This window comes from Pseudomonas sp. NFPP12, assembly GCF_900103205.1.
Classification (GTDB): Bacteria; Pseudomonadota; Gammaproteobacteria; order Pseudomonadales; family Pseudomonadaceae; genus Aquipseudomonas; species Aquipseudomonas protegens.
In genome coordinates this window covers 580,053-604,929 of the sequence record NZ_FMWW01000001.1, presented here as the reverse complement: position 1 = coordinate 604,929, position 24,877 = coordinate 580,053, and the positions used below count along the sequence as shown (strand labels likewise).

Annotated in this window: 21 protein-coding genes; 13 read left to right on the top strand and 8 right to left on the bottom strand. The window is 65.9% G+C overall.

From position 1 onward, the window contains the following. From BLS75_RS02680 to BLS75_RS02660, 5 genes are all read left to right on the top strand, one after another. Window positions 1–1,074 carry a microcin C ABC transporter permease YejB gene (locus tag BLS75_RS02680; RefSeq protein ID WP_011061585.1) on the top strand — a complete coding sequence of 358 codons (1,074 nt, stop codon included), beginning with the start codon at window positions 1–3 and terminating at the stop codon, window positions 1,072–1,074. A gap of 1 nt (window position 1,075) precedes the next feature. Next, entirely contained in the window at window positions 1,076–2,095 is a 1,020-nt protein-coding gene (locus BLS75_RS02675) for an ABC transporter permease (RefSeq protein ID WP_011061586.1), read from the top strand. Window position 2,096: 1 nt separating this feature from the next. Then, the gene (locus tag BLS75_RS02670; RefSeq protein ID WP_011061587.1) at window positions 2,097–3,707 is read left to right on the top strand and encodes an ABC transporter ATP-binding protein; all 1,611 of its coding nucleotides are present in this window, start codon (window positions 2,097–2,099) and stop codon (window positions 3,705–3,707) included. Window positions 3,708–3,729: 22 nt separating this feature from the next. Continuing rightward, window positions 3,730–4,524, top strand: a complete 795-nt coding sequence (gene fabI, locus BLS75_RS02665) for an enoyl-ACP reductase FabI (RefSeq protein ID WP_015635823.1) — start codon at window positions 3,730–3,732, stop codon at window positions 4,522–4,524. Window positions 4,525–4,594: 70 nt separating this feature from the next. Continuing rightward, window positions 4,595–5,269, top strand: coding sequence for a hypothetical protein (locus BLS75_RS02660; protein ID WP_239690633.1), 675 nt, complete (start codon window positions 4,595–4,597; stop codon window positions 5,267–5,269). A 263-nt stretch (window positions 5,270–5,532) separates the two neighbouring features. Here the strand turns inward: BLS75_RS02660 and BLS75_RS02655 are convergent, their stop codons facing one another. The 3 genes from BLS75_RS02655 to BLS75_RS02645 form a co-directional block, all read right to left on the bottom strand. After that, window positions 5,533–6,501 carry a sensor domain-containing diguanylate cyclase gene (locus BLS75_RS02655; protein ID WP_072450199.1) on the bottom strand — a complete coding sequence of 323 codons (969 nt, stop codon included), beginning with the start codon at window positions 6,499–6,501 and terminating at the stop codon, window positions 5,533–5,535. 98 nt (window positions 6,502–6,599) lie between these two features. Beyond that, on the bottom strand, window positions 6,600–7,772 hold the full coding sequence (locus tag BLS75_RS02650; RefSeq protein WP_072450198.1) for an NnrS family protein: 1,173 nt from the start codon (window positions 7,770–7,772) through the stop codon (window positions 6,600–6,602). Next, window positions 7,759–8,016, bottom strand: coding sequence for a transmembrane sensor/regulator PpyR (locus BLS75_RS02645; protein WP_065364180.1), 258 nt, complete (start codon window positions 8,014–8,016; stop codon window positions 7,759–7,761). Before BLS75_RS02645 ends, BLS75_RS02650 begins: the two co-directional genes overlap by 14 nt. Before the next feature lie 335 nt (window positions 8,017–8,351). Here BLS75_RS02645 and BLS75_RS02640 point away from each other — a divergent pair, with 335 nt between their 5' ends. After that, complete coding sequence (locus BLS75_RS02640; protein ID WP_072450197.1) at window positions 8,352–10,796, top strand: hypothetical protein; 2,445 nt, start codon at window positions 8,352–8,354, stop codon at window positions 10,794–10,796. A 9-nt stretch (window positions 10,797–10,805) separates the two neighbouring features. On the opposite strand, the gene BLS75_RS02635 is transcribed toward BLS75_RS02640, so the two are convergent. Continuing rightward, the gene (locus tag BLS75_RS02635) at window positions 10,806–12,893 is read right to left on the bottom strand and encodes an EAL domain-containing protein (RefSeq protein WP_011061594.1); all 2,088 of its coding nucleotides are present in this window, start codon (window positions 12,891–12,893) and stop codon (window positions 10,806–10,808) included. A gap of 325 nt (window positions 12,894–13,218) precedes the next feature. Here BLS75_RS02635 and BLS75_RS02630 point away from each other — a divergent pair, with 325 nt between their 5' ends. The 5 genes from BLS75_RS02630 to BLS75_RS02610 all read left to right on the top strand — a co-directional run bounded on the left by BLS75_RS02630 (window position 13,219) and on the right by BLS75_RS02610 (window position 18,799). Further along, window positions 13,219–13,752 (top strand): sigma-70 family RNA polymerase sigma factor, encoded by a 534-nt coding sequence (locus BLS75_RS02630; protein WP_072441648.1) that lies wholly within the window; start codon window positions 13,219–13,221, stop codon window positions 13,750–13,752. Between the two features lie 3 nt (window positions 13,753–13,755). Beyond that, window positions 13,756–14,733, top strand: coding sequence for a FecR domain-containing protein (locus BLS75_RS02625; protein WP_072450196.1), 978 nt, complete (start codon window positions 13,756–13,758; stop codon window positions 14,731–14,733). Between the two features lie 98 nt (window positions 14,734–14,831). Continuing rightward, entirely contained in the window at window positions 14,832–17,306 is a 2,475-nt protein-coding gene (locus BLS75_RS02620; protein WP_072450195.1) for a TonB-dependent siderophore receptor, read from the top strand. A gap of 85 nt (window positions 17,307–17,391) precedes the next feature. After that, window positions 17,392–17,895 carry a VOC family protein gene (locus tag BLS75_RS02615; protein ID WP_072450194.1) on the top strand — a complete coding sequence of 168 codons (504 nt, stop codon included), beginning with the start codon at window positions 17,392–17,394 and terminating at the stop codon, window positions 17,893–17,895. A 25-nt stretch (window positions 17,896–17,920) separates the two neighbouring features. Then, complete coding sequence (locus BLS75_RS02610; protein ID WP_072450193.1) at window positions 17,921–18,799, top strand: AraC family transcriptional regulator; 879 nt, start codon at window positions 17,921–17,923, stop codon at window positions 18,797–18,799. A 13-nt stretch (window positions 18,800–18,812) separates the two neighbouring features. Here the strand turns inward: BLS75_RS02610 and BLS75_RS02605 are convergent, their stop codons facing one another. Next, window positions 18,813–19,397 carry a LysE family translocator gene (locus tag BLS75_RS02605; RefSeq protein WP_072450192.1) on the bottom strand — a complete coding sequence of 195 codons (585 nt, stop codon included), beginning with the start codon at window positions 19,395–19,397 and terminating at the stop codon, window positions 18,813–18,815. 143 nt (window positions 19,398–19,540) lie between these two features. Then, on the bottom strand, window positions 19,541–21,106 hold the full coding sequence (locus BLS75_RS02600) for a methyl-accepting chemotaxis protein (protein WP_072441637.1): 1,566 nt from the start codon (window positions 21,104–21,106) through the stop codon (window positions 19,541–19,543). A 348-nt stretch (window positions 21,107–21,454) separates the two neighbouring features. Between BLS75_RS02600 and BLS75_RS02595 the strand changes: the two genes are divergently transcribed. After that, window positions 21,455–21,994 (top strand): GNAT family N-acetyltransferase, encoded by a 540-nt coding sequence (locus BLS75_RS02595; protein WP_072450191.1) that lies wholly within the window; start codon window positions 21,455–21,457, stop codon window positions 21,992–21,994. Between the two features lie 343 nt (window positions 21,995–22,337). Continuing rightward, complete coding sequence (dapA, locus tag BLS75_RS02590) at window positions 22,338–23,186, top strand: 4-hydroxy-tetrahydrodipicolinate synthase (protein WP_072450190.1); 849 nt, start codon at window positions 22,338–22,340, stop codon at window positions 23,184–23,186. Window positions 23,187–23,300: 114 nt separating this feature from the next. On the opposite strand, the gene BLS75_RS02585 is transcribed toward dapA, so the two are convergent. Beyond that, complete coding sequence (locus tag BLS75_RS02585; RefSeq protein ID WP_072450189.1) at window positions 23,301–23,957, bottom strand: ribonuclease T2 family protein; 657 nt, start codon at window positions 23,955–23,957, stop codon at window positions 23,301–23,303. Window positions 23,958–24,128: 171 nt separating this feature from the next. Then, complete coding sequence (locus tag BLS75_RS02580) at window positions 24,129–24,764, bottom strand: LysE family translocator (RefSeq protein WP_072450188.1); 636 nt, start codon at window positions 24,762–24,764, stop codon at window positions 24,129–24,131. Window positions 24,765–24,877: the final 113 nt, after the last annotated feature.

Below are 24,877 nucleotides of genomic sequence, written 5' to 3'. Positions count from 1 at the left end.
ATGCTGGCCTATATCTTTCGCCGCCTGCTGCTGATCATCCCCACGCTGCTGGGCATCCTGCTGATCAACTTCGTGATCATCCAGGCCGCACCCGGCGGCCCGGTGGAGCAGATGATCGCCAAGCTCGAAGGCTTCGACGGCGCCACCAGCCGCATCGCCGGCGGCGGCGCCGAAGTCTCGGTGGCCGGTTCCAGCTACCGCGGCGCCCAGGGCCTGGACCCGGCGCTGATCAAGGAAATCGAGCACATGTACGGCTTCGACAAGTCGGCGCCGGAACGCTTGTGGATCATGATCAAGAACTACGCCACCCTGGATTTCGGCAACAGCTTCTTCCGTGACGCCAAGGTGGTGGACCTGATCAAGGAAAAGATGCCGGTGTCCATCTCCCTCGGGTTGTGGAGCACCCTGATCATGTACCTGGTGTCGATCCCCCTGGGGATCGCCAAGGCCACCCGCCACGGCAGCCACTTCGATGTCTGGACCAGCTCGGCGATCATCGTCGGCTACGCGATCCCGGCCTTCCTGTTCGCCATCCTGCTGATCGTGGTATTCGCAGGCGGCAGCTATTTCAACTGGTTCCCCCTGCGCGGCCTGACCTCCAACGACTTCGACCAATTGAGCTGGGGCGGCAAGATCCTCGACTACTTCTGGCACCTGGCGCTGCCGGTCACCGCCCTGGTGATCGGCCACTTCGCCACCATGACCCTGCTGACCAAGAACAGCTTCCTCGACGAGATCAACAAGCAGTACGTGGTCACCGCCAAGGCCAAGGGCCTGACCCAGCGCCGGGTGCTCTACGGCCATGTATTCCGCAACGCCATGCTGCTGGTGATCGCCGGCTTCCCCTCGGCCTTCATCGGCATCTTCTTCACCGGCTCCCTGCTGGTGGAAGTGATCTTCTCCCTCGACGGCCTGGGCCTGATGAGCTTCGAGGCAGCGATCAACCGCGACTACCCGGTGGTGTTCGGCACCCTGTTCATCTTCACCCTGCTGGGGCTGGTGGTGAAACTGATCGGCGACCTGACCTACACCCTGGTCGACCCTCGCATCGACTTCGACAGCCGGGAGCATTGAGATGAACCTGTCCCCCCTCAATCGCCGGCGCTTCGAGCGCTTCAAGGCCAACAAGCGCGGCTGGTGGTCGCTGTGGCTGTTCCTGGTGCTGTTCGTCCTCAGCCTGGGCGCCGAGCTGATCGCCAACGACAAGCCGCTGGTGGTGCACTACGAAGGCGGCTGGTACTTCCCGGCCCTCAAGCGCTACCCGGAAACCACCTTCGGCGGCGAATTCCCCCTGGAAGCCAACTACAAGAGCCCCTACATCCGCGAACTGCTGGCGCAGAAGGATGCCTGGGTACTCTGGGCACCGATCCCCTTCAGCTACCAGAGCATCAACTACGACCTGCGGGTACCGGCCCCGGCGCCGCCCTCGGCGGACAACCTGCTGGGCACCGACGACCAGGGCCGCGACGTGCTGGCCCGGGTCATCTACGGGTTCCGGGTGTCGGTGCTGTTCGCCCTGACCCTGACCATTCTCAGCTCCATCATCGGCGTCATCGCCGGCGCCCTGCAGGGCTTCTACGGCGGCTGGGTGGACCTGGTGGGCCAGCGCTTCCTGGAGATCTGGTCCGGCCTGCCGGTGCTCTACCTGCTGATCATCCTCGCCAGCTTCGTGCAACCCAACTTCTGGTGGCTGCTGGGGATCATGCTGCTGTTCTCCTGGATGAGCCTGGTGGACGTGGTGCGGGCCGAGTTCCTGCGCGGGCGCAACCTGGAGTACGTGCGGGCCGCCCGGGCCCTGGGCATGCAGAACGGCGCCATCATGTTCCGCCACATCCTGCCCAACGCCATGGTCTCCACCATGACCTTCATGCCCTTTATCCTCACCGGCGCCATCGGCACCCTCACCGCCCTGGACTTCCTCGGTTTCGGCCTGCCGCCGGGGGCGCCATCCCTCGGCGAGCTGGTGGCCCAGGGCAAGTCCAACCTGCAGGCGCCCTGGCTGGGCATGAGCGCCTTCGCCGTGCTGGCGATCATGCTCAGCCTGCTGGTGTTCATCGGCGAATCCGCCCGCGATGCCTTCGACCCGAGGAAATGACATGACCCAGGACAACCTGATCGAAGTCCGCGACCTGGCGGTGGAGTTCGTCACCGGCGAGCACCGCCAGCGGGTGGTGCAAGGCGTCAGCTTCGACATCAAGCGCGGCGAGACCCTGGCCCTGGTGGGCGAAAGCGGCTCGGGCAAATCGGTCACCGCCCACTCCATCCTGCGGCTGCTGCCCTACCCTCTGGCGCACCACCCCAGCGGCACCATCCAGTATGCCGGGCACGACCTGCTGACCCTCAAAGAGAAGACCATCCGCCATATCCGCGGCAACCGCATCGCGATGATCTTCCAGGAGCCCATGACCTCGCTGAACCCGCTGCACAGCATCGAGAAGCAGATCAACGAAGTGCTGGGCATCCACAAGGGCCTGACCGGCAAGGTCGCCACCCGGCGCACCCTGGAACTGCTGGAGCTGGTGGGCATCCCCGAACCGCACAAGCGTCTCAAGGCCCTGCCCCACGAGCTGTCTGGCGGCCAGCGGCAACGGGTAATGATCGCCATGGCCCTGGCCAATGAGCCGGAACTGCTGATCGCCGACGAGCCCACCACAGCCCTGGATGTCACCGTGCAGCTGAAGATCCTCGAGCTGCTCAAGGAACTGCAGGCGCGCCTGGGCATGGCGCTGCTGCTGATCAGCCACGACCTGAACCTGGTGCGGCGCATTGCCCACCGGGTCTGTGTCATGCAGAAGGGCTGCATCGTCGAACAGGCATCCTGCGAAGATCTGTTCCGCGCGCCGCAGCATCCCTACACCCGGGAACTGCTGGCCGCAGAACCCAGCGGCCTGCCGGCGGCCAACGAGATTGGCCCGCCACTGCTGGAGGTTAACAACCTCAAGGTCTGGTTCCCGATCAAGAAAGGCCTGCTGCGCAGCACCGTGGATCACGTCAAGGCAGTGGACGGCATCCACTTCAGCCTGCCCCAGGGCCAGACCCTGGGCATCGTTGGTGAAAGCGGCTCGGGCAAGTCGACCCTGGGCCTGGCGATCCTGCGCCTGATTGCCAGCCAGGGCGGCATTCGCTTCGAGGGCCAGCAACTGGACAGCCTGACCCAGCAACAGGTTCGGCCGCTGCGGCGGGAAATGCAGGTGGTGTTCCAGGACCCTTTCGGCAGCCTCAGCCCGCGCATGAGCGTGAGCCAGATCGTCGGCGAGGGCCTGCGCATCCACAAGATAGGCAGTGAGCAGGAGCAGGAACAGGCCATCATCGAAGCCCTCAAGGAGGTCGGCCTGGACCCGGACACGCGGCACCGCTACCCCCATGAGTTCTCCGGCGGGCAACGCCAGCGCATCGCCATTGCCCGGGCCCTGGTGCTCAAGCCGCGGCTGATCCTGCTGGACGAACCGACTTCGGCCCTGGACCGCACGGTGCAGCGCCAGGTGGTGGAACTGCTGCGCACACTGCAAAGCAAGTACAACCTGACCTACTTGTTCATCAGCCACGACCTGGCGGTGGTCAAGGCCCTGAGCCACCAGTTGATGGTGATCAAGCACGGCCAGGTGGTGGAACAGGGGGACGCCGGGGGCATCTTCGACGCCCCGCAACACCCTTACACACGGCAATTGCTGGAAGCCGCCTTCCTGGCTCCGGCAAGCGCCGAATAACCTGAAACAGGAGTAGCAACATATGGGTTTTCTCGCTGGGAAGCGTGTCCTGATCGTCGGTGTCGCCAGCAAGCTGTCGATCGCCTCCGGCATCGCTGCCGCCATGCATCGTGAAGGCGCCGAGCTGGCCTTCACTTATCAGAACGAAAAACTCAAGGGCCGGGTCGAGGAGTTCGCCGCAGGCTGGGGCTCCAGCGCCGAGCTGTGCTTCCCTTGCGATGTGGCCAGTGACGAGCAGATCGCCCAGGTCTTCACCGCGCTGGGTAAAAAATGGGACGGCCTGGACTGCATCGTCCACTCCGTGGGCTTCGCACCTGGGGACCAGCTCGAAGGCGACTTCACCGATGCCACCACCCGCGAGGGCTTTCGCATTGCCCACGACATCAGCGCCTACAGCTTCGTGGCCCTGGCCAAGGCCGGTCGGGAAATGATGAAGGGCCGCAACGGCAGCCTGCTGACCCTGTCCTACCTGGGCGCCGAACGCACCATGCCCAACTACAACGTGATGGGCATGGCCAAGGCCTCCCTGGAAGCCGGCGTGCGCTACCTGGCCGGCTCCCTGGGCCCGGAGGGCACCCGGGTCAACGCCGTTTCCGCCGGCCCGATCCGCACCCTGGCCGCCTCGGGGATCAAGAACTTCCGCAAGATGCTGGCGGCCAACGAGGCGCAAACCCCGCTGCGGCGCAACGTCACCATCGAAGAAGTCGGCAACGCCGGCGCCTTCCTCTGCTCGGACCTGGCCTCGGGCATCAGCGGCGAGATCATGTACGTGGACGGCGGTTTCAACACCACCGCCATGGGCAACCTCGACGAGTGATCTGCGGCGGTGGCGAGGGGGCTTGCGCCCTCGCCACCCTGCCCCTTCCTGCTCATTGGAAAGGCCAAACATGAAGCTGTGCTATCTGTTGCTCGTACTTTTTCTAGCCGGCTGCGACAACACCCAAGATACCGCCTCGAATAAAACCCGGAGCAGCGTTGCACGCCTGCACATCCCCTTGGGAACACCGGTTGCCGAGTTCCTGGAAAAGAGCCCGGTGAGCTTTACCGCCGACTGCCTGGATGCGGTCAACCTATGTTGGTATGAGGCGGATCGTCAGGGAGCACTCCTTGACCTGAGCCTGGCCCAGCCCGAGGGCACGCTTGAACTGGATCAGGTGGCCGGGCTGCTGATTGCCGTTGATGGCAATACCTCAAACACCATCCAGGAATTGAACATCGACCTTCGTGGGCTGCCGGACAACAGCACTCACAAGGCCAACAAGGCGCTTGTCTATAACCTTCTCAGGACGTTGAAGAACGCTGGATGGCAAAAATACTACTTCCCTTCCGACCCCCGAATAGCCGCTGGCGAGTTGCACAAGCTGGACTGGAAGGAAAGCCTCCTGGGTACCCAGCCACTCAGCCACCCGCTGTTCGATGCCAACCATGAGATGAGCCTTGAGCAGTGGCTGGGCAACAACATGTTCTATGACTGGTATCTCTATCACGGCAACTACATTGCGCATGTCCGAGCCCTGCGCTACGACTCGAAAAGCGCCCCCTGCAAAGCGCTGTCTACTTGATAAGCCTGAACCTGATGTCCCTGGACATGTTCTGGACCCGCGACTTTGCAGAGGCACAAAGAGCCCAATGGAGAACCCTGTTCCCTGCGCATTTGAAAGAACGGCTGCAACGTCGCTCAGAAGTTGAAAGCCGAGCCAGGGCGGCCGGGGTCGACATCGAGGAAAGCTATAGCCCACCGCTGATGGAGCACGGCCAATAGCGCCCTGCCACTGACGCCCTTCCCTGCCCCGCGTCACCGGGCAGGGCTTGGCGGCAGCAACCCTCAGCGAGCCCGCTTGCCCGCCTGCTTGTGCAGGTACATGGCCTTGTCGGCGTCCGCCAGCAACGCCTCGATGTCGGGATGGCGTTCGGTGTCGTATTCGATCTGGCCGACGCTGAAGCGGATGTCATAACCCCGCTTCAAGGTGGCATTGCGCTCGTCGAGAATCTCCCGCAGGCGCGCCATGATCGCCGAAGTCTCGACATGGTCGGCAGCGGTCAGCAGGGCCACGAACTCATCGCCCCCCAGGCGGCCGATCACGTCGCTCTCGCGAAAGGCGATGCGCAGCACGTCGGCGAAGGTCTTCAGGGCACCGTCGCCTTCGGCATGGCCGTAGGTGTCATTGATCTGCTTGAAGTCGTTGAGGTCGAAGAACAGCAGGGTCGCCGGTTTTTCCAGGCGCTTGCACACCCCCAGGGCATGCCGGGCCAGGGCCTCGAAGCCGCGGCGATTGGACAGCAGGGTCAGCTCGTCCATGCTGGCCATCTGCACCGCCGCCAGTTCCTGCTCGGCCATGCGCGCCAGGTCCCGTAGCAGTGCCCGATCCTCGTCGTCCAGGTCGCGGGGCTTGATGTCGATCAGGCACAGAGTGCCGAGCTTGCTCCCATTGGTGACCGTCAGCGGGCAACCGGCATAGAAGCGGATGCCCGGCGCGCCCACCACCAGCGGGTTGTCGTGGAAGCGTTCGTCCAGGCCGGCGTCGGGCACGGTGAGGATCTGGTCACCGAGGATCGCGTGGCCACAGAAGGAAATATCCCGCGAGGTTTCGCTGACGTCGAGCCCCACGCAGGACTTGAACCATTGCCGGTCGGCATCCACCAGGCTGACCAGGGCAATGGGCACGTTGAACAGACGCTTGGCCAGCCGGGTCAGGCGGTCGAAACGCTCCTCAGGTGAGGTATCGAGCACATTCAGCTCCCGCAGGGTCTGGATTCTCAAGGCCTCATTGTTGGGTTTGCTGGGATACAACATCGCTGACTCCATTCGCGGCTAAGATCCCAAGCGTAGTCCAGAATAACGACGGTTTATCATCTAAAGCGGCGCGGCAGGAGCCAGTGAGCAGGTGGCCCTCACAACCGGGGGGCCAACAGAATCCTCCCGTAGCCAGCCACGAACACGGCAAACGCCAGGCCCGCCAGCAGCGCTGAAAGGCCCAGCCCCAGGCTGCTGAACGGCACCAGCAGGACCCGGCACAAGGCCGCCAGGAACAGCAGCGCAAAGCCACCGGCCATGGCTCGCGAAGCCTGCAGTGGCCGGCCACTGTGGCCGAGGCTGACCCGCGCCACCATGCCCAGCACCAGCCCGCCCAGGCCACCCACCGCCAGGGCATGGGTCACCAGGCTCTGGGGTATCGACCAGCCCAGGTGCCAGAGGGCCATGCCCAGGGTTGCCAGGGCCAGCCACCCGTAGGCCAGGTACAGCGACCAGAGCAACGGCACCCGCCACAACCCCGGCCTGTGCCAGCGCCACAAGCGCCAGCCTTGCAGCCCCGCCAGCAGGGCGAACAGCGGCGCCAGCCACCCGCGGGGAGCGTCACCGCCGCCCAGGGCCATGGACAACGCGGCCAGCAGGCTGCCCACCAGCAACACCCGGGTCGGCCAGGGCGATGTCGGCGCCTGGGGGGGCAGTTGCAGCCCGCGCTGGATGAAGAAGGGAATCACCCGGCCGCCGATCACCGTCATCAGGGTCGCCACCAGCCACAAGGCGCCCAGTTCGCCGCGCCGCTGCCAGCTGTCCTGGTGTTCCAACAGGCCCCACAGGGTCAGCCCCTGAAACAGCGCCAGCAGCCCCAGGACCAGGACCATGGGGTAGTTCTCGCGCTTGCCGGCGCACCACAGCTCGCGCCCGATCACCGCCGCCAGCAACGGCATGAACGCCAGTTGCACCACAACGAACAGCGGGCCCGGCAGCGGCAGCCACCAGGCCAGGCGCCCCGCCAGCCACAGCAGCCACAGCAACAGCAACGGCGTACGGCTCAGGCCCGGGCGGCCGGTCCAGTTGGCCACCGCCGTCAGCAGGAAGCCGGCAACGATCGCCACGGCAAAGCCGAAGAGCATTTCGTGACGGTGCCAGGCCAGCATCCCGGCCACCGGTTGCAGGCCCGCCAGCGCACCATGCAGCCACAGGCCCCAACCCATCAGGGCAAGGCAGGCGAAGCCGGCGCCGGCGAGGAAGAACGGGCGGAATCCCAGGCTCCAGAAGGGCTGGCCGGTCCAGCGGTGCCAGGCTTCAGGCAAAGACACAGGCAGCCCTCCCCTGGCACTGGGCCATGCGCCGCTGGGCCAGCAGGCGCATGACATAACCGATCTTCAACAGGGTCGGCCCGATAATCACCAGGCTGTGCATCAGCACCAGGGTGGCGATAGGCAAATGCCCGGAATGAACATAGGCGGCGTACACCCCCAGGCCCAGCAACAGGCTGCCCGACCCCAGCAGAGCATTGGACAGGTGCAGTACATGCAGCGGCGAATCGAAGTAACGGCTCATTTCTACAACTCCTCGAACACACAATGGCATGACTGCCCCCTTCACGTTTCATGCCAGCGCACAGAGCCCGTAAAACCGGGCCCTGCCACCTCAAGAGTCTTTATGACCAGATAAAGAAGAAGTCATAAAGACCGCCAACGAAGTCAATATGACTGCATTTTTCCCCGCTGCCCTTTTTCGCCGGCAAGGGCAGATTGCCCCCCTTGAGCCAATCCCCCCTCTGCAGGAGCGAGCTTGCTCGCGATGCATCGGAAAACGCCGCGCACTTCCTGTAGACCCGCGTTATCGTTGACGCCCATCGCGAGCTCGCTCGCTCCCATACAAGGATGTCGCCGATGCCCGAAGCTTCCTCCCCCGCATCCGAGAAGAGCCTGTCACGCCTGTTGCTGGAGTTGCTCTGGCAGTTGGCCGCCCTGCTCATCCCGATCTTCTTCGTCACCCTGCTGCCGCCCCCGGCGGCCCTGGGGGTGTTGCTCGGCTGCGCAGCGGCGATGACCCTGGCGGCGCGCCTGGGCTGGCCTAAAACCGCCCGCGGCCTGGCGCGGCTGATGATCAGCGCCGCGTTCGGCCTGGGCTTCAGCCTGGGCCGGGCCCTGCCGGCCTACTGGGATATCGCCGCCGCCTTCACCAGCATCTTTGCCGGGCTGGCAGCGGTCAGCCACCTGGAACGCCGCCTGGGGCTGGTGCAGCCGAGCCCCACACCGATCAGCGCCTGGGGCGGCAACGAACCACAACAGACCCCGGAGGGCCAGCCGATCCGGGTGTTCAACCACGGCGAGATCGCCATGGGCGGGCCCACCTATTGCGACTACCTGTTCCCCGATGGGGTGCTGCTGCAAGGGCTGGGGTCCTCGGCGCGGTTTTCCAGTGACGGGCGCTACTTCGCCGCGCCGCTGCCTTCCAGGCAACACTGGGGGCTGGCCATCCTCGACCGTGAACAGCGCCGCCTGTACCGCTGCAACCGGGAACACTTCTGGGAGCTGGATGCCTTCAGCGCCGACACCCTCAGCGGCCGCCACAGCCCGCTGGTGGACAACGGCCAGCACCAGGCCAGCCTGAACAGCCTGCTGCAGGAGGCCGAATGCGTCGATCTGGTGGCGGTAGCCGATCTCTGGCTGGAGCCGGGCCAGTGGCTGGAGGCCCTGGCTCGCCAGGATTTCGAAGAAAGCGCACCCCACGGCAGCCACCGGCTGCACGCCAGCCTGGCGCTGCCGGCCAGCCTCAGGGCCCTGGAGCAACCCCTGGAACCCCTGCGCATGCCGCCCTATCGCATAAGCATCGACGGCCAGCCCAGCGGCTTGCTGCTGCGTGCGGACGCACCCCGCATCTGGCGCGACGACGGCCAGGCCCTGGCCTGCATCGCCCACGAGCAAGCGCAGCCTGAGGCCGCGTGCTGCTGGCTGTGGCAGGCCGACAAGGGCTGGCGGCCATTGCCCGCGCCCTGGGTCGCCAGCCATGCAGAACCATCCTTCTACCCTGGCCCGCTGCTCAGCCTGGATCGCCACTGGCTGGGCTACAGCGCATACCTGGACCTGGCCGAGGCGGACCACGGGCGCTACGGCTATCGCTTGCACAGTACCCACAGCGACAGCGAAACCGGCGTCGGCCACGACCGGCAAGGCTGCCTGCAAGTGGCGCCGCTGCCGCTGACCCGCACCCAGTTGCTGCAGCCCCTGGACGGCAGCGGGGCCCGGGGCGAAAGCCGGATCCAGTCCCAGCCCCTGCTGGGCGAACAGCGCGCGCTGTTCAGCTGGCTGACGGACAACCCCCGGGGCCTGGGTGCCTACCGATGCCAGATCGGCACCTGGCAACTGCCCGGGTGCTGGTTGCTGGACCATCGGGTTTCCGATTGCCAGCGCTACCTGGCCCTGCTGCCCTGGAGCGAGACCCTGGAGCTGGCCCCCCAGGTGGTGGTGGCGGACCTGCAACAGCAGCGCCTGATCTACAGCCCGGCACTGCTGGCGGCGCGCCTGCTGGACTTTCGCCAGGGCCGCCTGAGCCTGGCCGTGCTGGTCGGGCGCCTCGACCCGGACCACGCCAGCAGCCCGCTGCAACGCTTCAACCGGCCGGCGCCCGCACCTGAACACGCCGCGGCATTCTGCACCGAAGGCCCGGCCTCGCAGCCCTGCTATGAGCGCCAGGACTGGCTGGTGATCGATGACCAATTGCAGCCCGTGGCGCCCTGGCGCCTGGTGGATCGGCCTCAGGCCGCGGTCGCCGAGGGTGACTTTATCCAGCCTGCCCCCGATGGCCGCGACGCCGCGTGGCTGTTTGGCAGCGAAACCGAGTACGCCGACAGCTGGCTGCGGGAAACCAGCCCGCGGCTCGGCGGCCACCTGCTCACCGCCTCCGGCTGTGCAGTAGGCGATCTGGCCCCGTCGCTGATCTGGTCCACCGACGCCCGCTACCTGGCCTTGACCCGGCTCCGGCTCGGCGCCGGCGACCCGCAGCAGGGCTACCGCGCCTGGCAGTTGCTGCTGCTCGATGTGCAGGAACGCAGCCTGCGCATCGCCCCCGACTGGCTGCGCCACCGCCCGCTGTTCCAGCACTTCGATGCCCGGGGCCTGGCGCTGCAGCTGTTCGAGCGGGATTGGCAGGCGGCGGACGATCCCGATCCGGGCCGCAGCCTGGAGTGGGCACTGGAAGACCTGTTGCGCCTGCCTGCCGAACCCTTGCGCGAACACCAGGGGCTGTGGCTGAGCGCCGCCGACTGGCCCCAGGCCCGGGCGTGGCAGGCGCTGCGCCGCCCGGCGCACCCGGCCTTCCGCGCCGGGGCTTGAGCCCCGGGGTCAATCGGCCTTCAGTGCCTGGGCGTCCCGCGCGCGCTGGCTGACGAAACCGGGGATCTGCTCCCCGGGCAGGGATTTGCTGTAGTACCAGCCCTGGATGGTCAGCTCGGCACTCGATTGCAGGAAATCCAGCTGCTCGCGGGTCTCCACCCCTTCCACCACCACTTTGAGCTTGAGGGTTTCGCAAAAACGCAGCAGGCCGTTCAACACCTGGGCGCCCTTGGGTTCACGCTGGGCGAGGACAAAGCTGCGGTCGATCTTGATCCCGTCCACCGGGAACTGGTGCAGGTAGCTCAGGGCGGAAAAGCCGGTGCCGAAGTCATCGATATAGACCCGGGCGCCCAGCGCATGGAGCTTGCCGATCCATTGCTGGGTCAGCAGCGCATCGCCCACCAGGGCATCCTCGGTAATCTCCACCGACACCTGGCCCTGGGCCCGGGCCAGAATCTCCAGCAGGCGCTGGCCATGCTCCCGGGAGGCCAGGGTGGCGCTGGAGATGTTGATGGTGATGGGCAGCTCGAAGCCGACCTTGCGCCACGCCAGGTGCTGGCGCACCGCCTGGGACGCCACCCAGAAATCCACCTCGGGCATCAGCTTGGCCTGGCCCAGCCACTGCAGCAGTTCCCAGGGCGACTGCACCTTGCCCTCGCGGTCACGGGCGCGGATCAGCGCTTCGCAACCGCTGCACAAGCCGCTGTCCTTGATCACCTGGGGCTGATACTCCAGGTGGAAGTCGTAGTCGCTCAACTGCTGGATACGGGCTAGCTGCAATGACTGCTGGGCGGCCTGCTGGTAGGACGCCACCATCGGGTCCAGCTCGAACAGCCGGCCCCGCTCCTCCAGGCCATGGAAGGTGGTGTCGAAGGTTTTCAGGTAGACCTGGGCACTTTGCTCGCCCTGGCGCTGGATACTGCGCACATAGGGCATGTAGATCAGGATGCCGACCCCCAGCAGCAGCCCTTGCAGCAGCACCGCGCCCCAGTCGCCCTGGGTGCTGAGGTAGGCATTGAGCAGCACCGGCGAGGTAAAGGGCAGGCTCACCAGCGCCGGGCTCACCCACCCCAGTTGCACCACCAGCAGCGCCAGGCAGGCATTGACCATCGGCACCAGCATGAACGGTACCAGCAGGCGCGGGTTGAGGATGATCGGCACACCGAACAGCAGCAGTTCGTTGACGTTGAACAGCGACAGCGCCAGGCTCGCCAAGGCCAGCAGACGCATGGAGCGGTTGCGCGAGAAACCGAGGATCGCCAGCACCAGCGCCAGGGAACCTCCAGAGCCGCCAATGAAGGCAAAGCAGCCCAGCAGGCCGCTGTTCAAGGCATAGCGCAATGGCCGGCCAGCGGCCTGATCCGCGGCGTTGAGCGTCACGGCCTGGTCCATCACATCCATCAGCGGCTGCATGGCATGGGCGCCATGAATGCCGAAGAACCACAGCAGCGAATTGGTCGAGGTCAGGAAGATCGCGTTGAGGTAGGGGTTGTCCAGGTCGTCGATATCGATCGGCCGCTCGACGTAGGCAAAATCATGGAACTGCAGCAGCAGTTGCAACACGCAGACTAGCACCAAAGAGGTCACCATCCCCGGCAGCACCATGTTGATGGTGCCCTTGAGGTTGTGCCCCACCAGCCCCTCGTCCACCAGCCGGGTCCAGCGCTGGCGGTGCAGCCGGGCCATCAGCGGCACGTTGACCAGGGGCGAGGCGATGGCGATGAACAGCACGAAGGTCGCCGCAGCCCGCGGGTAGTCGCGCAGCAGGTAGATGGCGATCACCACATGGGACAGGCAGAGGAAGGCCACCGGCAGTTGGGGCAGGCGGTATTTTATCGCCAGCATGTAGCCGATGGACGCCGCCACCAGCAGGGGAATGATCGAACTGATGCGGTTGTGCAGGCCGGTCAGCAGCTCCACCAATGCTGGCGGCGCACCCAACGCCTGGGCGCACTGGCCGAGGATCAGCAGCAGCGCCGAGACCAGCAGGCATGGCAGCAGCCACAACAGGCCTTCGCGGATCGAGCGTAATGACTCGGCACCCGCCAGGAGTGCCAGACGATGGGTGAAAAACAGCTTGAACCCCACGTTTCGCATAAGCCCCGCCCCTTTGCCGCTGCGCGTCCGATACCCCCCGGACGTTGCCGCCCGCCCCCATGGATACGCAATGCAGCGCCAGGCCATGACAAGCGAATACCAGCGAAGATACCACTGAAGAAACCCCATTCAGCAAGCACTGAATGGTCCCGATCCCAGTCTTTTATCGTCCTGTTCGCGCCAGGCTTGACTGCCTGCGCGACCACCCGCTCAAGCACGGTCGATTGCGCCAGGGCGCGGCGATATCGTTTGCAGGGGCCGATGGCTTTTGCTTTAATCGCGATCAATTCCCATTTACAACCAGAACGCCAGCGGACACGCCTCCTTGCCCTCCACGCCTCTCGCCAGCCCGGACTCGGTCCACAGCCTCTACGACGCCCATCACCGCTGGCTCTACGAGTTGTTGCGCCGGCGCCTGAATCACGCCTGGGACGCCGCCGACCTGGCCCACGACATCTTTGTCCGGGTGCTCAAGCGCCCGCCGGTGCTGCGTGACGAGGTCCACCAGCGTTCCTACCTGGCCACCGTGGCCCGGGGCTTGTGCATCGACCACTGGCGGCGCCGGCAACTGGAGCAGGCCTGGCTGCAGGCGCTGGCTGCACGCCCGCAGGCGGTGCAACCCTCGGCGGAGCAGCAGGCAATCATTGTCGAGACCCTGTACGAAGTGGACGCCATGCTCAGCCGCCTGCCGGCCAAGGTGCGCACGGCCTTCATCCTCGCTCAACTGCACGGCCGGCCCTACCAGGCCATCGCCGATGAGCTGGGGGTATCGGAGCGCATGGTGAAGAAGTACCTGGCCCAGGCCCTGCTGCATTGCGCACTGCTGGAGGCTGAACTCGACGGCCTGCTGGTGGACTGAACCATGGACCCTCGACCCGGCGGCCGGCTCAGCCACGCCTGCCTGCAACAGGCCGCGCACTGGTACGTGCAACTGCAGGACCAGGGCAGCAGCGACGAACAGCGCAGCCAGTGGCAGGACTGGTTCGAGCAGAGCGCGGAACACCGCCAGGCCTGGAGCTATGTCGAGCGGGTCAGCCAGCGCCTGCTGCCATTGCAGGAGGCCAACACCCGCCCATCCGCCAGCCGCGCCCTGAGCGCCGCCCGACGTCCGGCCCTGGCACGGCGCCAGGTGCTCGGTGCACTGCTGCTGGCTGGCCTGGGCTGGGGCACCTGGCGCAACAGCCCGTTGCCCCAGGCCCTGAGCCGCTGGCGTGCCGACTACGCCACCGGCACCGGGGAAGTCCGCGACACGCTGCTCAGCGACGGTACGCGCCTGTGGCTCAATGCCCTGAGCGCGGTGGATGTGCGCTACAGCACCGAGCAGCGGCTGCTGGCGTTGCACCTGGGGGAGATCCTCATCGACACCGCCAAGGACCCGCGCCGGCCATTCCTGGTGCAGACCGAACACGGCCGCCTGCGCGCCCTGGGCACGCGCTTCAGCGTGCGCTGCGGCGCCAGCGACAGCCTGCTCAACGTCTACGCCGGCGCGGTGGAGGTACGCAGCGCCAGTGGCTTGCAGGTGCAGGTGGTGAATGCCGGCCAGCAGCTGCGCTTCGATGGCCGCACCCTGGGGCCGCTGCAGGCCGCCAGTGCCGCCCGCGAAGCCTGGAGCCACGGCCTGCTGCTGGCCGACAACCTGCCCCTGGAGCAACTGCTGGAGGAACTGGGGCGCTATCGCAACGGCCACCTGGGTTGCGACCCGGCCATCGCCCAACTGCCGGTGATGGGCTCTTTCCCCTTGCACGACTCCGACCAGGCCCTGGCCCTGCTGGAAGCGGCGTTGCCGGTGCGGGTCAAGCGCCTGGCGTCCTGGTGGGTGACCCTGGAGCCACGTACCTGAAGCCGGAAAAATTTTTTCACCTGGCAGGTTCCCTTTTTCCGACGCCCTTCGGTTAACCCGGTAACAGTCCTCACATTGCCGACCCACAAGGGAACCCCATGCCATCACCCCGTCGTTCGCGCCTGCCCTTTCATACCCTGCCCCTGTGCACCGCACTGCTGTGCGGCGCCGCGCCCTGGGCCCACGCTGCTGCCGATGCGGGCCAGAACCAGCCCCAGGCTGAACGGCGCAGCTACAGCATCGGCCCCGGGCCGCTGGTCACGGTGCTCAACCGCTTCGCCGAGCAGAGCGCGGTGTTCATTGCCGGGCACAACGACCTGGCCGCCGGCAAGCAGAGCCCCGGCCTGAACGGCCGCTACAGCGTCGCAGAGGCCCTGCAACTGCTGCTGGCGAACTCCGGGCTGCAAGCCCAGACGGTCAGCGGCGGCTATGTGCTCAAGGCACTTCCCGCCACCAGCGGCCCGCTGCAACTGGGCACCACGCAGATTTCCGCCCAGGGCCTGGGCAGCGTCACCGAAGGCAGCCAGAGCTACACCACCGGGGCCAGCGCCTCGGCCACCGGCCTCAACCTGTCGCTGCGCGAAACCCCGCAAACGGTGACGGTGATCACCCGCCAACAGATGGACGACCAGGGCGCCACCAGCATCGCCGACACCCTGCGCCGGGCCCCCGGGGTCAGCGTGCAGAACTACGACAGCGAGCGCTGGGAGTTCTCCAGCCGCGGCTTGCCCATCACCAATTTCCAGTACGACGGGGTCAACGCCACCTACGACGGGGTCTACGACTACGGCACCACCAGCACCGACATGGCGACCTTCGACCGGGTGGAAATCATCAAGGGCGCCACCGGCCTGATGACCGGCTCCGGTGACCCGTCGGCCACCGTCAACCTGATCCGCAAGCGGCCGACCAAGGCGTTCAAGGCCTCGGTCACCGGCACCGTCGGTTCCTGGGACAACTACCGCAGCGAAGGGGACATTTCCGGCCCGCTGACCGAAACCGGCAACCTGCGCGGGCGCTTTGTCGGGGTCTACCAGGACCGCAGCTCCTACCTCGACCACTACCAGAACACCAAGGACATCGCCTACGGCGTGCTGGAGGCCGACCTGACCCCCGACACTCTGCTGACCCTCGGCCTGGACCAGCAGAACACCCGCTCCCGGGGCGCCACCTGGACCGGCTTCCCGATGTACTTCAGCAACGGCTCGCGGACCCACTTCTCCCGCTCGTTCAACCCGGCCACCGACTGGAGCCGCCGCGACTTCAAGAACCAGACCCTGTTCACCTCCCTGGAGCAGCAACTGGCCAATGACTGGACCTTGAAGGTCAGCTACGACCACCTGCGCCGCCAGCACGACACCCTGCTGGGCTCGGCCAGCGGCGGCAACCCGGACCAGGCCAGCGGCGACGGCATGTTCATGTACATGGGCAAGTTCAAGGGCGACCAGCGCCAGGACAACCTCGACATCAACCTGCACGGCCCCTTCAGCCTGTTCGGCCGCGAGCACGAGCTGATCGCCGGCTTCATGCTGATGAACGCCAGACAGGACATCCCGGTCCACGGTTCGGTGTACCCGCCAGTGGGCGGCAGCATCTACGACTGGCGCGGCGAGTTCGCCAAGCCGGACATCCCGAAGATCGGCGACAACGACATCCTCCAGCGCCAGACCGGCGCCTACCTGGCCACCCGCCTCAAGCCCACCGACGACCTGGCGGTGATCCTCGGCACCCGGGTCAGCGACTTCAAGGGCATCGACAACACCCGCTACCTCGACCCCAACAGCCCCGACGCACGCCAGCGCTACCAGCAGACCGGCGTGGTCACCCCCTATGCCGGGCTGGTCTACGACCTCAACGACAGCTACTCGCTGTACACCAGCTACACCAGCATCTACCAGCCGCAGATGAGCAAGGACGTCGACGGCAAGATCCTCGACCCGGTGCAGGGCGACAGCTACGAAGCCGGGATCAAGGCCGAGTACCTGGATGGCCGGGTCAACGCCAGCTTCGCGGTGTTCCACACCGAGCAGGACAACGTCGCGCAACTGGTGGACGGCTGGGGCATCGACGCCATCTACCGTCCGACCAAAGGCGCGACCACCAAGGGTTTCGAGGTGGAGGTGGCTGGCGAGCTTAGCGAAGGCTGGAACCTGTCGGCCGGCTACAGCTACAACCACACCCGCGACGCCAATCACGACTACGTCTACGGCTCGGTGCTGCAGAGCACCGAACCGCAGCAGGTGGCGCGGCTGTTCAGCACCTATCGCCTGCCCGGTGCCTGGGACCGCCTGACGGTGGGCGGCGGGGTCAACTGGCAGAGCCAGTTCTTCGGCAAGGTGCTCCAGCCCGACCCGAGCGATACGGTCAATGGCGGGCATGATTCGCGCATCACCCAGGACGGCTACTTCCTGGTGGATGCCATGGCCCGCTACCAGTTCAGCCAGCACCTGAGCTCGACCCTGAACGTGAAGAACCTCTTCGACAAGAAGTACTACACCGGTATCGGCAACTTCAGCACCGGCTTCTACGGCGAGCCGCGCAGCCTGCAACTGGCCACCCGCTGGGACTTCTAGACCCGCGCCGATCCACGGTAGCCCGCTCCGGCTGCGGGTTGACTACGCTTGTGCGAGCGTGCTCAACCCGCAGAGGAGCGCCCCCATGCAACGCATCCAGACCATCACCCCGTGCCTGTGGTTCGACCATCAGGCCCACGAGGCCGCACAGTTCTACTGCTCGATCTTCGAGCACTCGCGCATCACCCACGTCAGCCACTACGGCAAGGCCGGCTTCGAGTTCCATGGCCGCGCCGAAGGCTCGGTGATGAACGTGGCGTTCGAGCTTGACGGCCAGGGCTTCAGTGCCCTCAACGGCGGCCCGGCGTTTACCTTCAACGAAGCGGTGTCGCTGCAAGTGCACTGCCGCACCCAGGCCGAACTCGACCACTACTGGAATGCCCTGGGGTTTGGCGGCCCGAAACTGGCCCAGCAATGCGGCTGGCTCAAGGACCGCTTCGGTCTGTCCTGGCAGATCGTGCCGCAGACGCTCGCGCAGATGATGTGCGACCCCGACCCGGCCCGTTCCGAGCGGGTGATGCAGGCCCTGCTGGGGATGAAAAAACTCGATATCGCGGCACTGCAACGCGCCTTCGACGCGCGAAGCTAATACACTCGTGGCCGGTCCTTGAGCGATGGATATGGCCTTGACGAAAACCGCCCCGCCCTCTGCAGACGCCCCCCTCTTCTGGCGCGATGCGGCCCTGCCCTTCATCGAGGCCCGCTCCATCGCCGACGGGCGCAAGGTCTGCTATTGCGCTCATGCCCATGAGCAGTTCTCCATCGGCTGCATCACCGCAGGTGTCAGTACCTACGTCAGCGAGCAGACGCAAAGGCAGGTGGGCGCCGGCACCGTGGTGCTGATGAACCCCGGCGTGGTCCACGCCTGCAACCCCGTCGACGACCAGCCCTGGTCGTACCGCATGCTGTACGTCGACACGCCCTGGCTGACCCGCCTGCAACATGAACTGGGCGTGAGCCCCGAGTTGCAGTTCCAGCCCTTCGAGGAAACCAGCAGCGACGACCCGCAACTCTTCGCCGACCTCGAGCAGCTGTACCACGCCCTCGTGGACCCACAGGCCGAGACGCTGCACAAGCACAGCTGCGTGGTGGCGTTCTTCAGCGAGCTGCAACAGCGCCTGAACCCGGCCAAGGCCCCGCCCCGGGAGAACAACCACAAGCTTGAGCGGGCCGCGCAGTTCATCCGCCAGCACTGTACCGAGCCCCTGGACCTGGAACAGATCTGCCAGGCTGCGCAGCTTTCGGCCTCCTACCTGATCCGCGCCTTCAAGCAGCAGTACGGCATGGCGCCCCATGCCTACCTGGTCAACCGGCGGGTGCAGTTCGCCCAGGCCCGCCTGCGCCAGGGCGTGCCGATCGCCGAGGTGGCGCAGGCCGCGGGCTTCGCCGATCAGGCGCACTTGCAGCGCGCGTTCAAGCAGCATCTGGGGGCCACCCCGGGCCAGTACCAGGGGCCGCGACGGGCCAGGCGCGGCGAACCCCAGGCCCACTGACGCCCAGCTGCGCTCAAAGCAGCAGGCAGGCCGCGCTGACTGCCAGCAAGGCGGCCATGGCCCCGTTGAACAGGCGCATGCCCGCCGGGTTGCCCAGGTAATGGCGCAAAAAACTGCCGGCATAGGCCCAACAGGCCACCGACAGGTAGCAGATGACCAGGTACACCGCCGCGAACAGCCACACCAGCCGCGCCTCGCCATCGGCGGCGAAGGCCCCCATGCCGGCCACGCAAGCCAGCCAGGCCTTGGGGTTGAGCCACTGCATCAGGGCGCCATACCAGGCCGACGGCGCCCGAGGCTGGCCCTCGGTATCCAGCCGGCCATCGTCCCGGGCCAGCTTCCAGGCCATGTACAGCAGGAAGGCCACGCCGGACAGGCGGATGCCCTGGGTCAGGGCCGGCCACTGGCGCAGCAGTTCGTGCAGCCCCAGGCCGACCAGCACCAGCAACAGGACAAACCCCAGGGTGGCCCCGGCCACATGGCGCAGGCTGGCCCGGAAGCCGAACCGCGCACCGCTGCCCAGGGCGACGATGTTCACCGGCCCCGGGGTAATGGAGGCCGCCAGGGCAAAGGCCGCCATGGAAAACACTACGCTCATCACTTGCCTCTTTGTCTCTGTGGGTTGGAGCCGCACAGACTACGAGGCCGGGGTGAGGCGGTATTGAACAAAACTACCCTGCCGGTGGCGGGCTGTCGTGACACCGGGCGGGCCGCGGCGAACTTGTGGATCGCGCCCGGCAATCAACTATTGAATCGGGTCACCAGTGCATTGAGTTCATGGGCGGTGGATTCAAGGTCGCCACCAATGCTGCAGGAGTGCACGGCAATATCGGCATTCTGGTCCGAGACCCGGGCGATATTGCTGATCTGCTCGGAGATTTCCTCGGCCACATGGGCCTGCTGCTCCGACGCCGCGGCCATCTGCTGGCTCATCTGGTGAATGCGCTCCACCGCCGAGTTGATGCCGTCCAGCGCCTGCTGGGTGCTGACTACCTGGGCCACCCCGGAGCGCGCCTCCACGCTGCCCTGGCGGGCCACTTCCACAGCCTGGCCCGCCACCTGCTGCAGGCTCTGGATGATGCGCTGGATGCTCTGGGTCGATTCCCGGGTCTTCGACGCCAGGGCCCGCACCTCATCGGCGACCACGGCGAACCCCCGTCCCTGTTCGCCGGCCCGCGCCGCCTCGATGGCTGCGTTCAAGGCCAGCAGGTTGGTCTGCTCAGCGATCGAATGGATCATGTTCGCCGCCACCTGGATCGACTGGGTTTCCTGCGCCAGGCCTTCCACCGACTGGCTGACCGCATCCACCGTATCCGCCAGTTTCTCGATCACCACCCGGGAACGGCGCGCCTCCTGGGAGCCCACCTGGGTCAGCTCGTTGACCTGGTCGGCCGCGGCGGCGGTGTCATGGATGTGCACCGAAACCTCGGCGATCGACGAAGCCATCTGGTTCATCGCCGTGGCCGCCATGTCGGCTTCGTCGCGCTGCTTGCCCAGGGCCGACTCGGCCTGGCGCGACAGGTTCTGGCTGGTGGAAGCCAGTGACGCCGCCTGGTTGGCGTAATCCCCCAGGCGGCTGAGGGCGGTACGGATCTTCGCCGCCTCGCTGATCAGGATCATCTGCAGGCGTGCCACCGGGCCTCGCTCATCGGTATAGGTGCGGGCAATCAGCTCGCTGTCGAAACTGCCCAGGGACACCGCGCTGATGCGCCCCAGCAACTGCCCGGTGCGGTAGGCGCCGTGGGCCTGCACGGCAAAGAGCCCGAGCAGCGCCACTCCCAGCCCGGCCCAGGGCCCGGCCAGCCAGCCGGCCATGGCGCTGGCCAGTACCGCCAGCAGCGGCGGCAGCACAAACACCCCGGCGCCCAGCAGCCGATGGCGCCAGGGCGTGGCCAGGCGGGTGCTGCGCAGGTGCGAGTACAGGGCGGCGGCGCGCTCCACCTGCTGGCGCTCGGGCTTGACCCGCACCGATTCGTAGCCGGCAATCACGCCCTGGCTGAATATCGGTGTGACATAGGCGTTGACCCAGTAATGATCACCGTTCTGGCAACGGTTCTTGACGATGCCCATCCAGCTCTTGCCGTCCTTGAGGTAGGACCACATATGGCCGAACACCGCTTCGGGCATGTCCGGATGGCGCACGATGTTGTGCGGGCTGCCAATCAGCTGTTCGCGGCTGAAACCGCTGACCGCAACGAACTCGTCATTGCAGTAAGTGATCTTGCCATGGGTATCGGTGGCGGAAATAAGCCGTTGTTCGGCAGGAAACACTCGCTCACGCTGAGTCACCGGGAGATTGTTTTTCATTTGAAAAACCTCGCAGGAAGTCTAGTAATTGCTCGTCATGATCAAACAGCAACTGGCGCATCCTGCGATTACCCGAAGACTTCTTCTGCGTACCTGCAGAACTTTCCCGAGCCTGATGAGCAATCCACTACAACAACTGCCCAGCGCCCGACCGAATCGAGTTTAGATAGCACTTTTAATCGCGCTATTGCCTCCAGGGAAATAACTTCCCTGGCAACGGAACTAGATTCAACATTCTTGACCTGGATCAATACTTAGCCTGGCAAGCAATGCCCCGACCGCCCCTGGTTGAGAACCGATGGCCCATCACCTACCTTCTCCAGGCCCCTAAGCCATAGAGCCGCGCCAATGCCTGCCTCCTGCCAAGAAACCGCCCGCCTGCTACTGCGCGCCCCGACCCTGGACGACCTGCCCCAGGCCTGTGCCATCCATGGCGACCCGCAGACCAACCGCTTCAACCCCAACGGCCCGATCAACGCTGCCACCTGCGCCGACAAGCTGCATGGCTGGATCGAACACTGGCAGCAGCACGGTTTCGGCTACTGGGCCATCGCCCTGCGCAGCGACCCGCAGCGGCTGATCGGCTTCGGCGGGATCATGCAGGGCTTCTTCGGCCACGAGCCGGGGCTGAACCTGTACTTTCGCTTGCGCCCCGAGGCCTGGGGCCAGGGCTATGCCGCGGAAATGGCCCGGGCCGCCCTGCACCTGGCGTTCAGCGAACTGCATGCACCGCGGGTCACTGGCCTGGTGCGCCCCGACAACCTGCCCTCGCGGCGCGCCCTGGAGCGCCTGGGGCTGAGCCTGGACGGCGAACTGGATGATTTTCCCGGCCAGGCGCCGAGCCTGCTGTACCGCATCAGCACGCCGGACAACCCAGGCCCGGGCTAAGCCTCAGGGCAGGCACCCTGGAAGCCTGCGCGGCGGATTCAACGGATTCGAGGATTGACAAAGCGATCGCCGGCTTTTAAAACTGGGCGCCTGATTCTTGAGCCTGCAGCGACCATGTCCCCAGCCACGCCCTTCATCCTTCGCACCATTGGCCTGTCGGCCAAGGTCGAGGCGCGCGTGGCCTGCAGCTCTAAATCGAAGAAACAGTCGCTCATGTGACCGGGGCGCTGTGTCCCGTCAGATGAGCTGACAGGACCTCAAGCGCTACGGACACCCTCCCCCTGCTTACCGCCCTTCTACTCTTCTGACGACGACCCGACGGTCAACCATCAGGAGAACACGCATGTCATCGTTTCAAGGTATCTGGGTCCCTATCGTCACCCCTTTCATCGACGGTGCCGTCGATTTCGCCGCCCTGGGGCGCTTGACCACTCACCTGCTGGAAAGCGGCGTAGCCGGGCTGGTGGTTTGCGGCACCACCGGCGAGGCCGCGGCCCTGGACAAGGACGAGCAGTTGGCGGTGCTCGATGCGGTGCTGGAGCGAGCCCCCGCCGGGAAGGTGATCATGGGGCTGGCGGGCAATAACCTGAAGTCGCTGCTGAGCCTGCAGGAACAGATTCTCGAGCGTGCGGTGGCCGCCTTGCTGGTGCCCGCGCCCTACTACATCCGGCCGTCGCAAGCAGCCCTGGAGAGCTTCTTCGCCACCGTGGCCGATGCCTCCAGCGCGCCGCTGATTGTCTACGACATTCCCTACCGCACCGGGGTGAGCCTGGACACCGCCACTTTGCTGAACATCGTGGCCCATCCACGGATCGCGGCGGTCAAGGACTGTGGCGGCAACCTGGAAAAGACCCTGGCGCTACTGGCCTGCGGGCAGATCGAAGTGCTGTGCGGCGAGGACCTGCAATTGTTCAACGCCTTGTGCCTGGGCGCCCATGGGGCCATTGCGGCCTCGGCGCATATTCACCCGCAACGGTTCGTCGCCTTGCTGCAACAGATCCGGGCCCAGCAACTGGACGCGGCCCGGAGCACCTTCATGCAACTGGTGCCGCTGATCAAGGCGCTGTTCGCCGAACCCAACCCGGCGCCGGTCAAGGCACTGCTGGCCCACCAGGGGTTGATCGGAACGCAGTTGCGAGCACCGATGCACGATTGCAGCGCCGCCCTGCAAACCCTGCTCCGCACCCTGTAGGAGCGGGCTTGCCGGCGAAGAAGCCGCCACGGCTTGCACCCGCCCCAGGTAGGCTTTCGCTGGCAAGCCAGCTCCTACAGCGATGCGACATGGGTGGGGTTCTTGCAGGTGCCTTCAGCGGATGGGCGGAATGCGGATCTGCCCGGCGCGGCACTGGTTCTTCACGCCTTTGCCACAGGCGCCGAACTCCAGGTCCTTGGTCAGGCAAACACGAACCTCGGACAGCTCGGGGCCGCTGCACAAAATGGCGATGCCGTTCTCGGCGACCCCCGGGTTGCTCTGGCGAAACTGCTGGGCAATCTGGCTGGCCTCGAAATAGCGCACCGTGGTCGAAGGCTGCAGCGCCTCGGGAATCTGTACCCTGGCCAGGGCCTTGTCCGCGGCATCCAGGTACCCCATGGCCCCCAGGCCGCTGCAGGTGCCGTGCTTGCTCCATTCATGGTTCATCAGCTTGGCGGTGGGAAACAGGGTCAGGCCCTTGGCCCGCTCCTGGGCATTGAGCTGGGTCAGGGGTGGGCAGGACTCGGGCCAGCCACCCTTGGCGTATTGCGGCCACAGACCGTGCAGGACAAAACCGTAGCCCTTGCCGGTGCACTGCTCGTTTTCCGGGTGCATCAGGCAGAAGGTCGGCGACCAGGACAGGGTCAGCAGGTAGTAGTCGAAGGTACCCGCCACCGAATCGCGCTGCTGCTTGGGCTGACGTGCGTCGCTGATGCCCACCATCCCCAGGGTCAGCACCAGGGCTGCCATCAGGGTAAAAAACTTTCTCATCGTGACCTTCTCCTTGGGAAAGCGCTTCGTCCTGGCCCCGCCATCGGGGTGGAACGGATTGAAAACAACCTGATCTTTCTGGCAGGCCGGCGTTGCCGGAACATGACAGCAATTGCCCGGTGTCCCGCAGAAGCCGGTCAGGCAGCGGCCCGGAGAATACCCGGCAATGCCCTAGGCGGCAGCGCCCTCACTGCGCCGATACAGGCCGACACCCAGCGCCAGCACCGCCAGCAGGCCGGCACAACTGCGGTTGATCCAGCCCATGACCCGAGCGGAAAAGCGCGCCATGGCCCGCCGGCCACCCACGGCATAGAGGCTCATCATCAGGCAGTCCACCAGGGCGCTGACCACGGCCAGGACCAGGTACTGCTCGGCCACCGGCTGCTCCGGGCGCACGAACTGCGGCACGAAGGCGGAGAAAAACAGCAGGCCCTTGGGGTTTGACAGCCCCACCAGCAACGCCCGGCGAAACGCCGACCAGCCGCTGGCCGAGGCCCCGCCCACCGTACAGGCCAGGGCACGGGTCGGCGCCCGCCACAAGCCCCAGGCCAGATACAGCAGATAGGCCGCGCCGCAGCTCTTGACCACCACGAACAGCTCTTGCGAGGCCTGCAGCAACGCCCCCAGGCCGCAGCCCACCGCGCCGATCAGCAGCAGGTCGGACAACGCCGCGCCGGCGATGCCCCAGCCAGCCACCCGCATGCCATGCACCGCGCCATTGTTCAAGGCCAGCAACATCGAGGGGCCGGGGGTAATCATCACCGCGCTGACGGTGACGATGTACAGCAGCAGGGTTGGTATATCCATGGGTTCGCTCCAGGGTCATCCGCCGCGATCCGAAATCGCCCGGAGCACCTCATGGCGCCCACTACGCGGGGGGCAAAATATGACGGATCACTGCGGCACCGGGCAAGCACGAC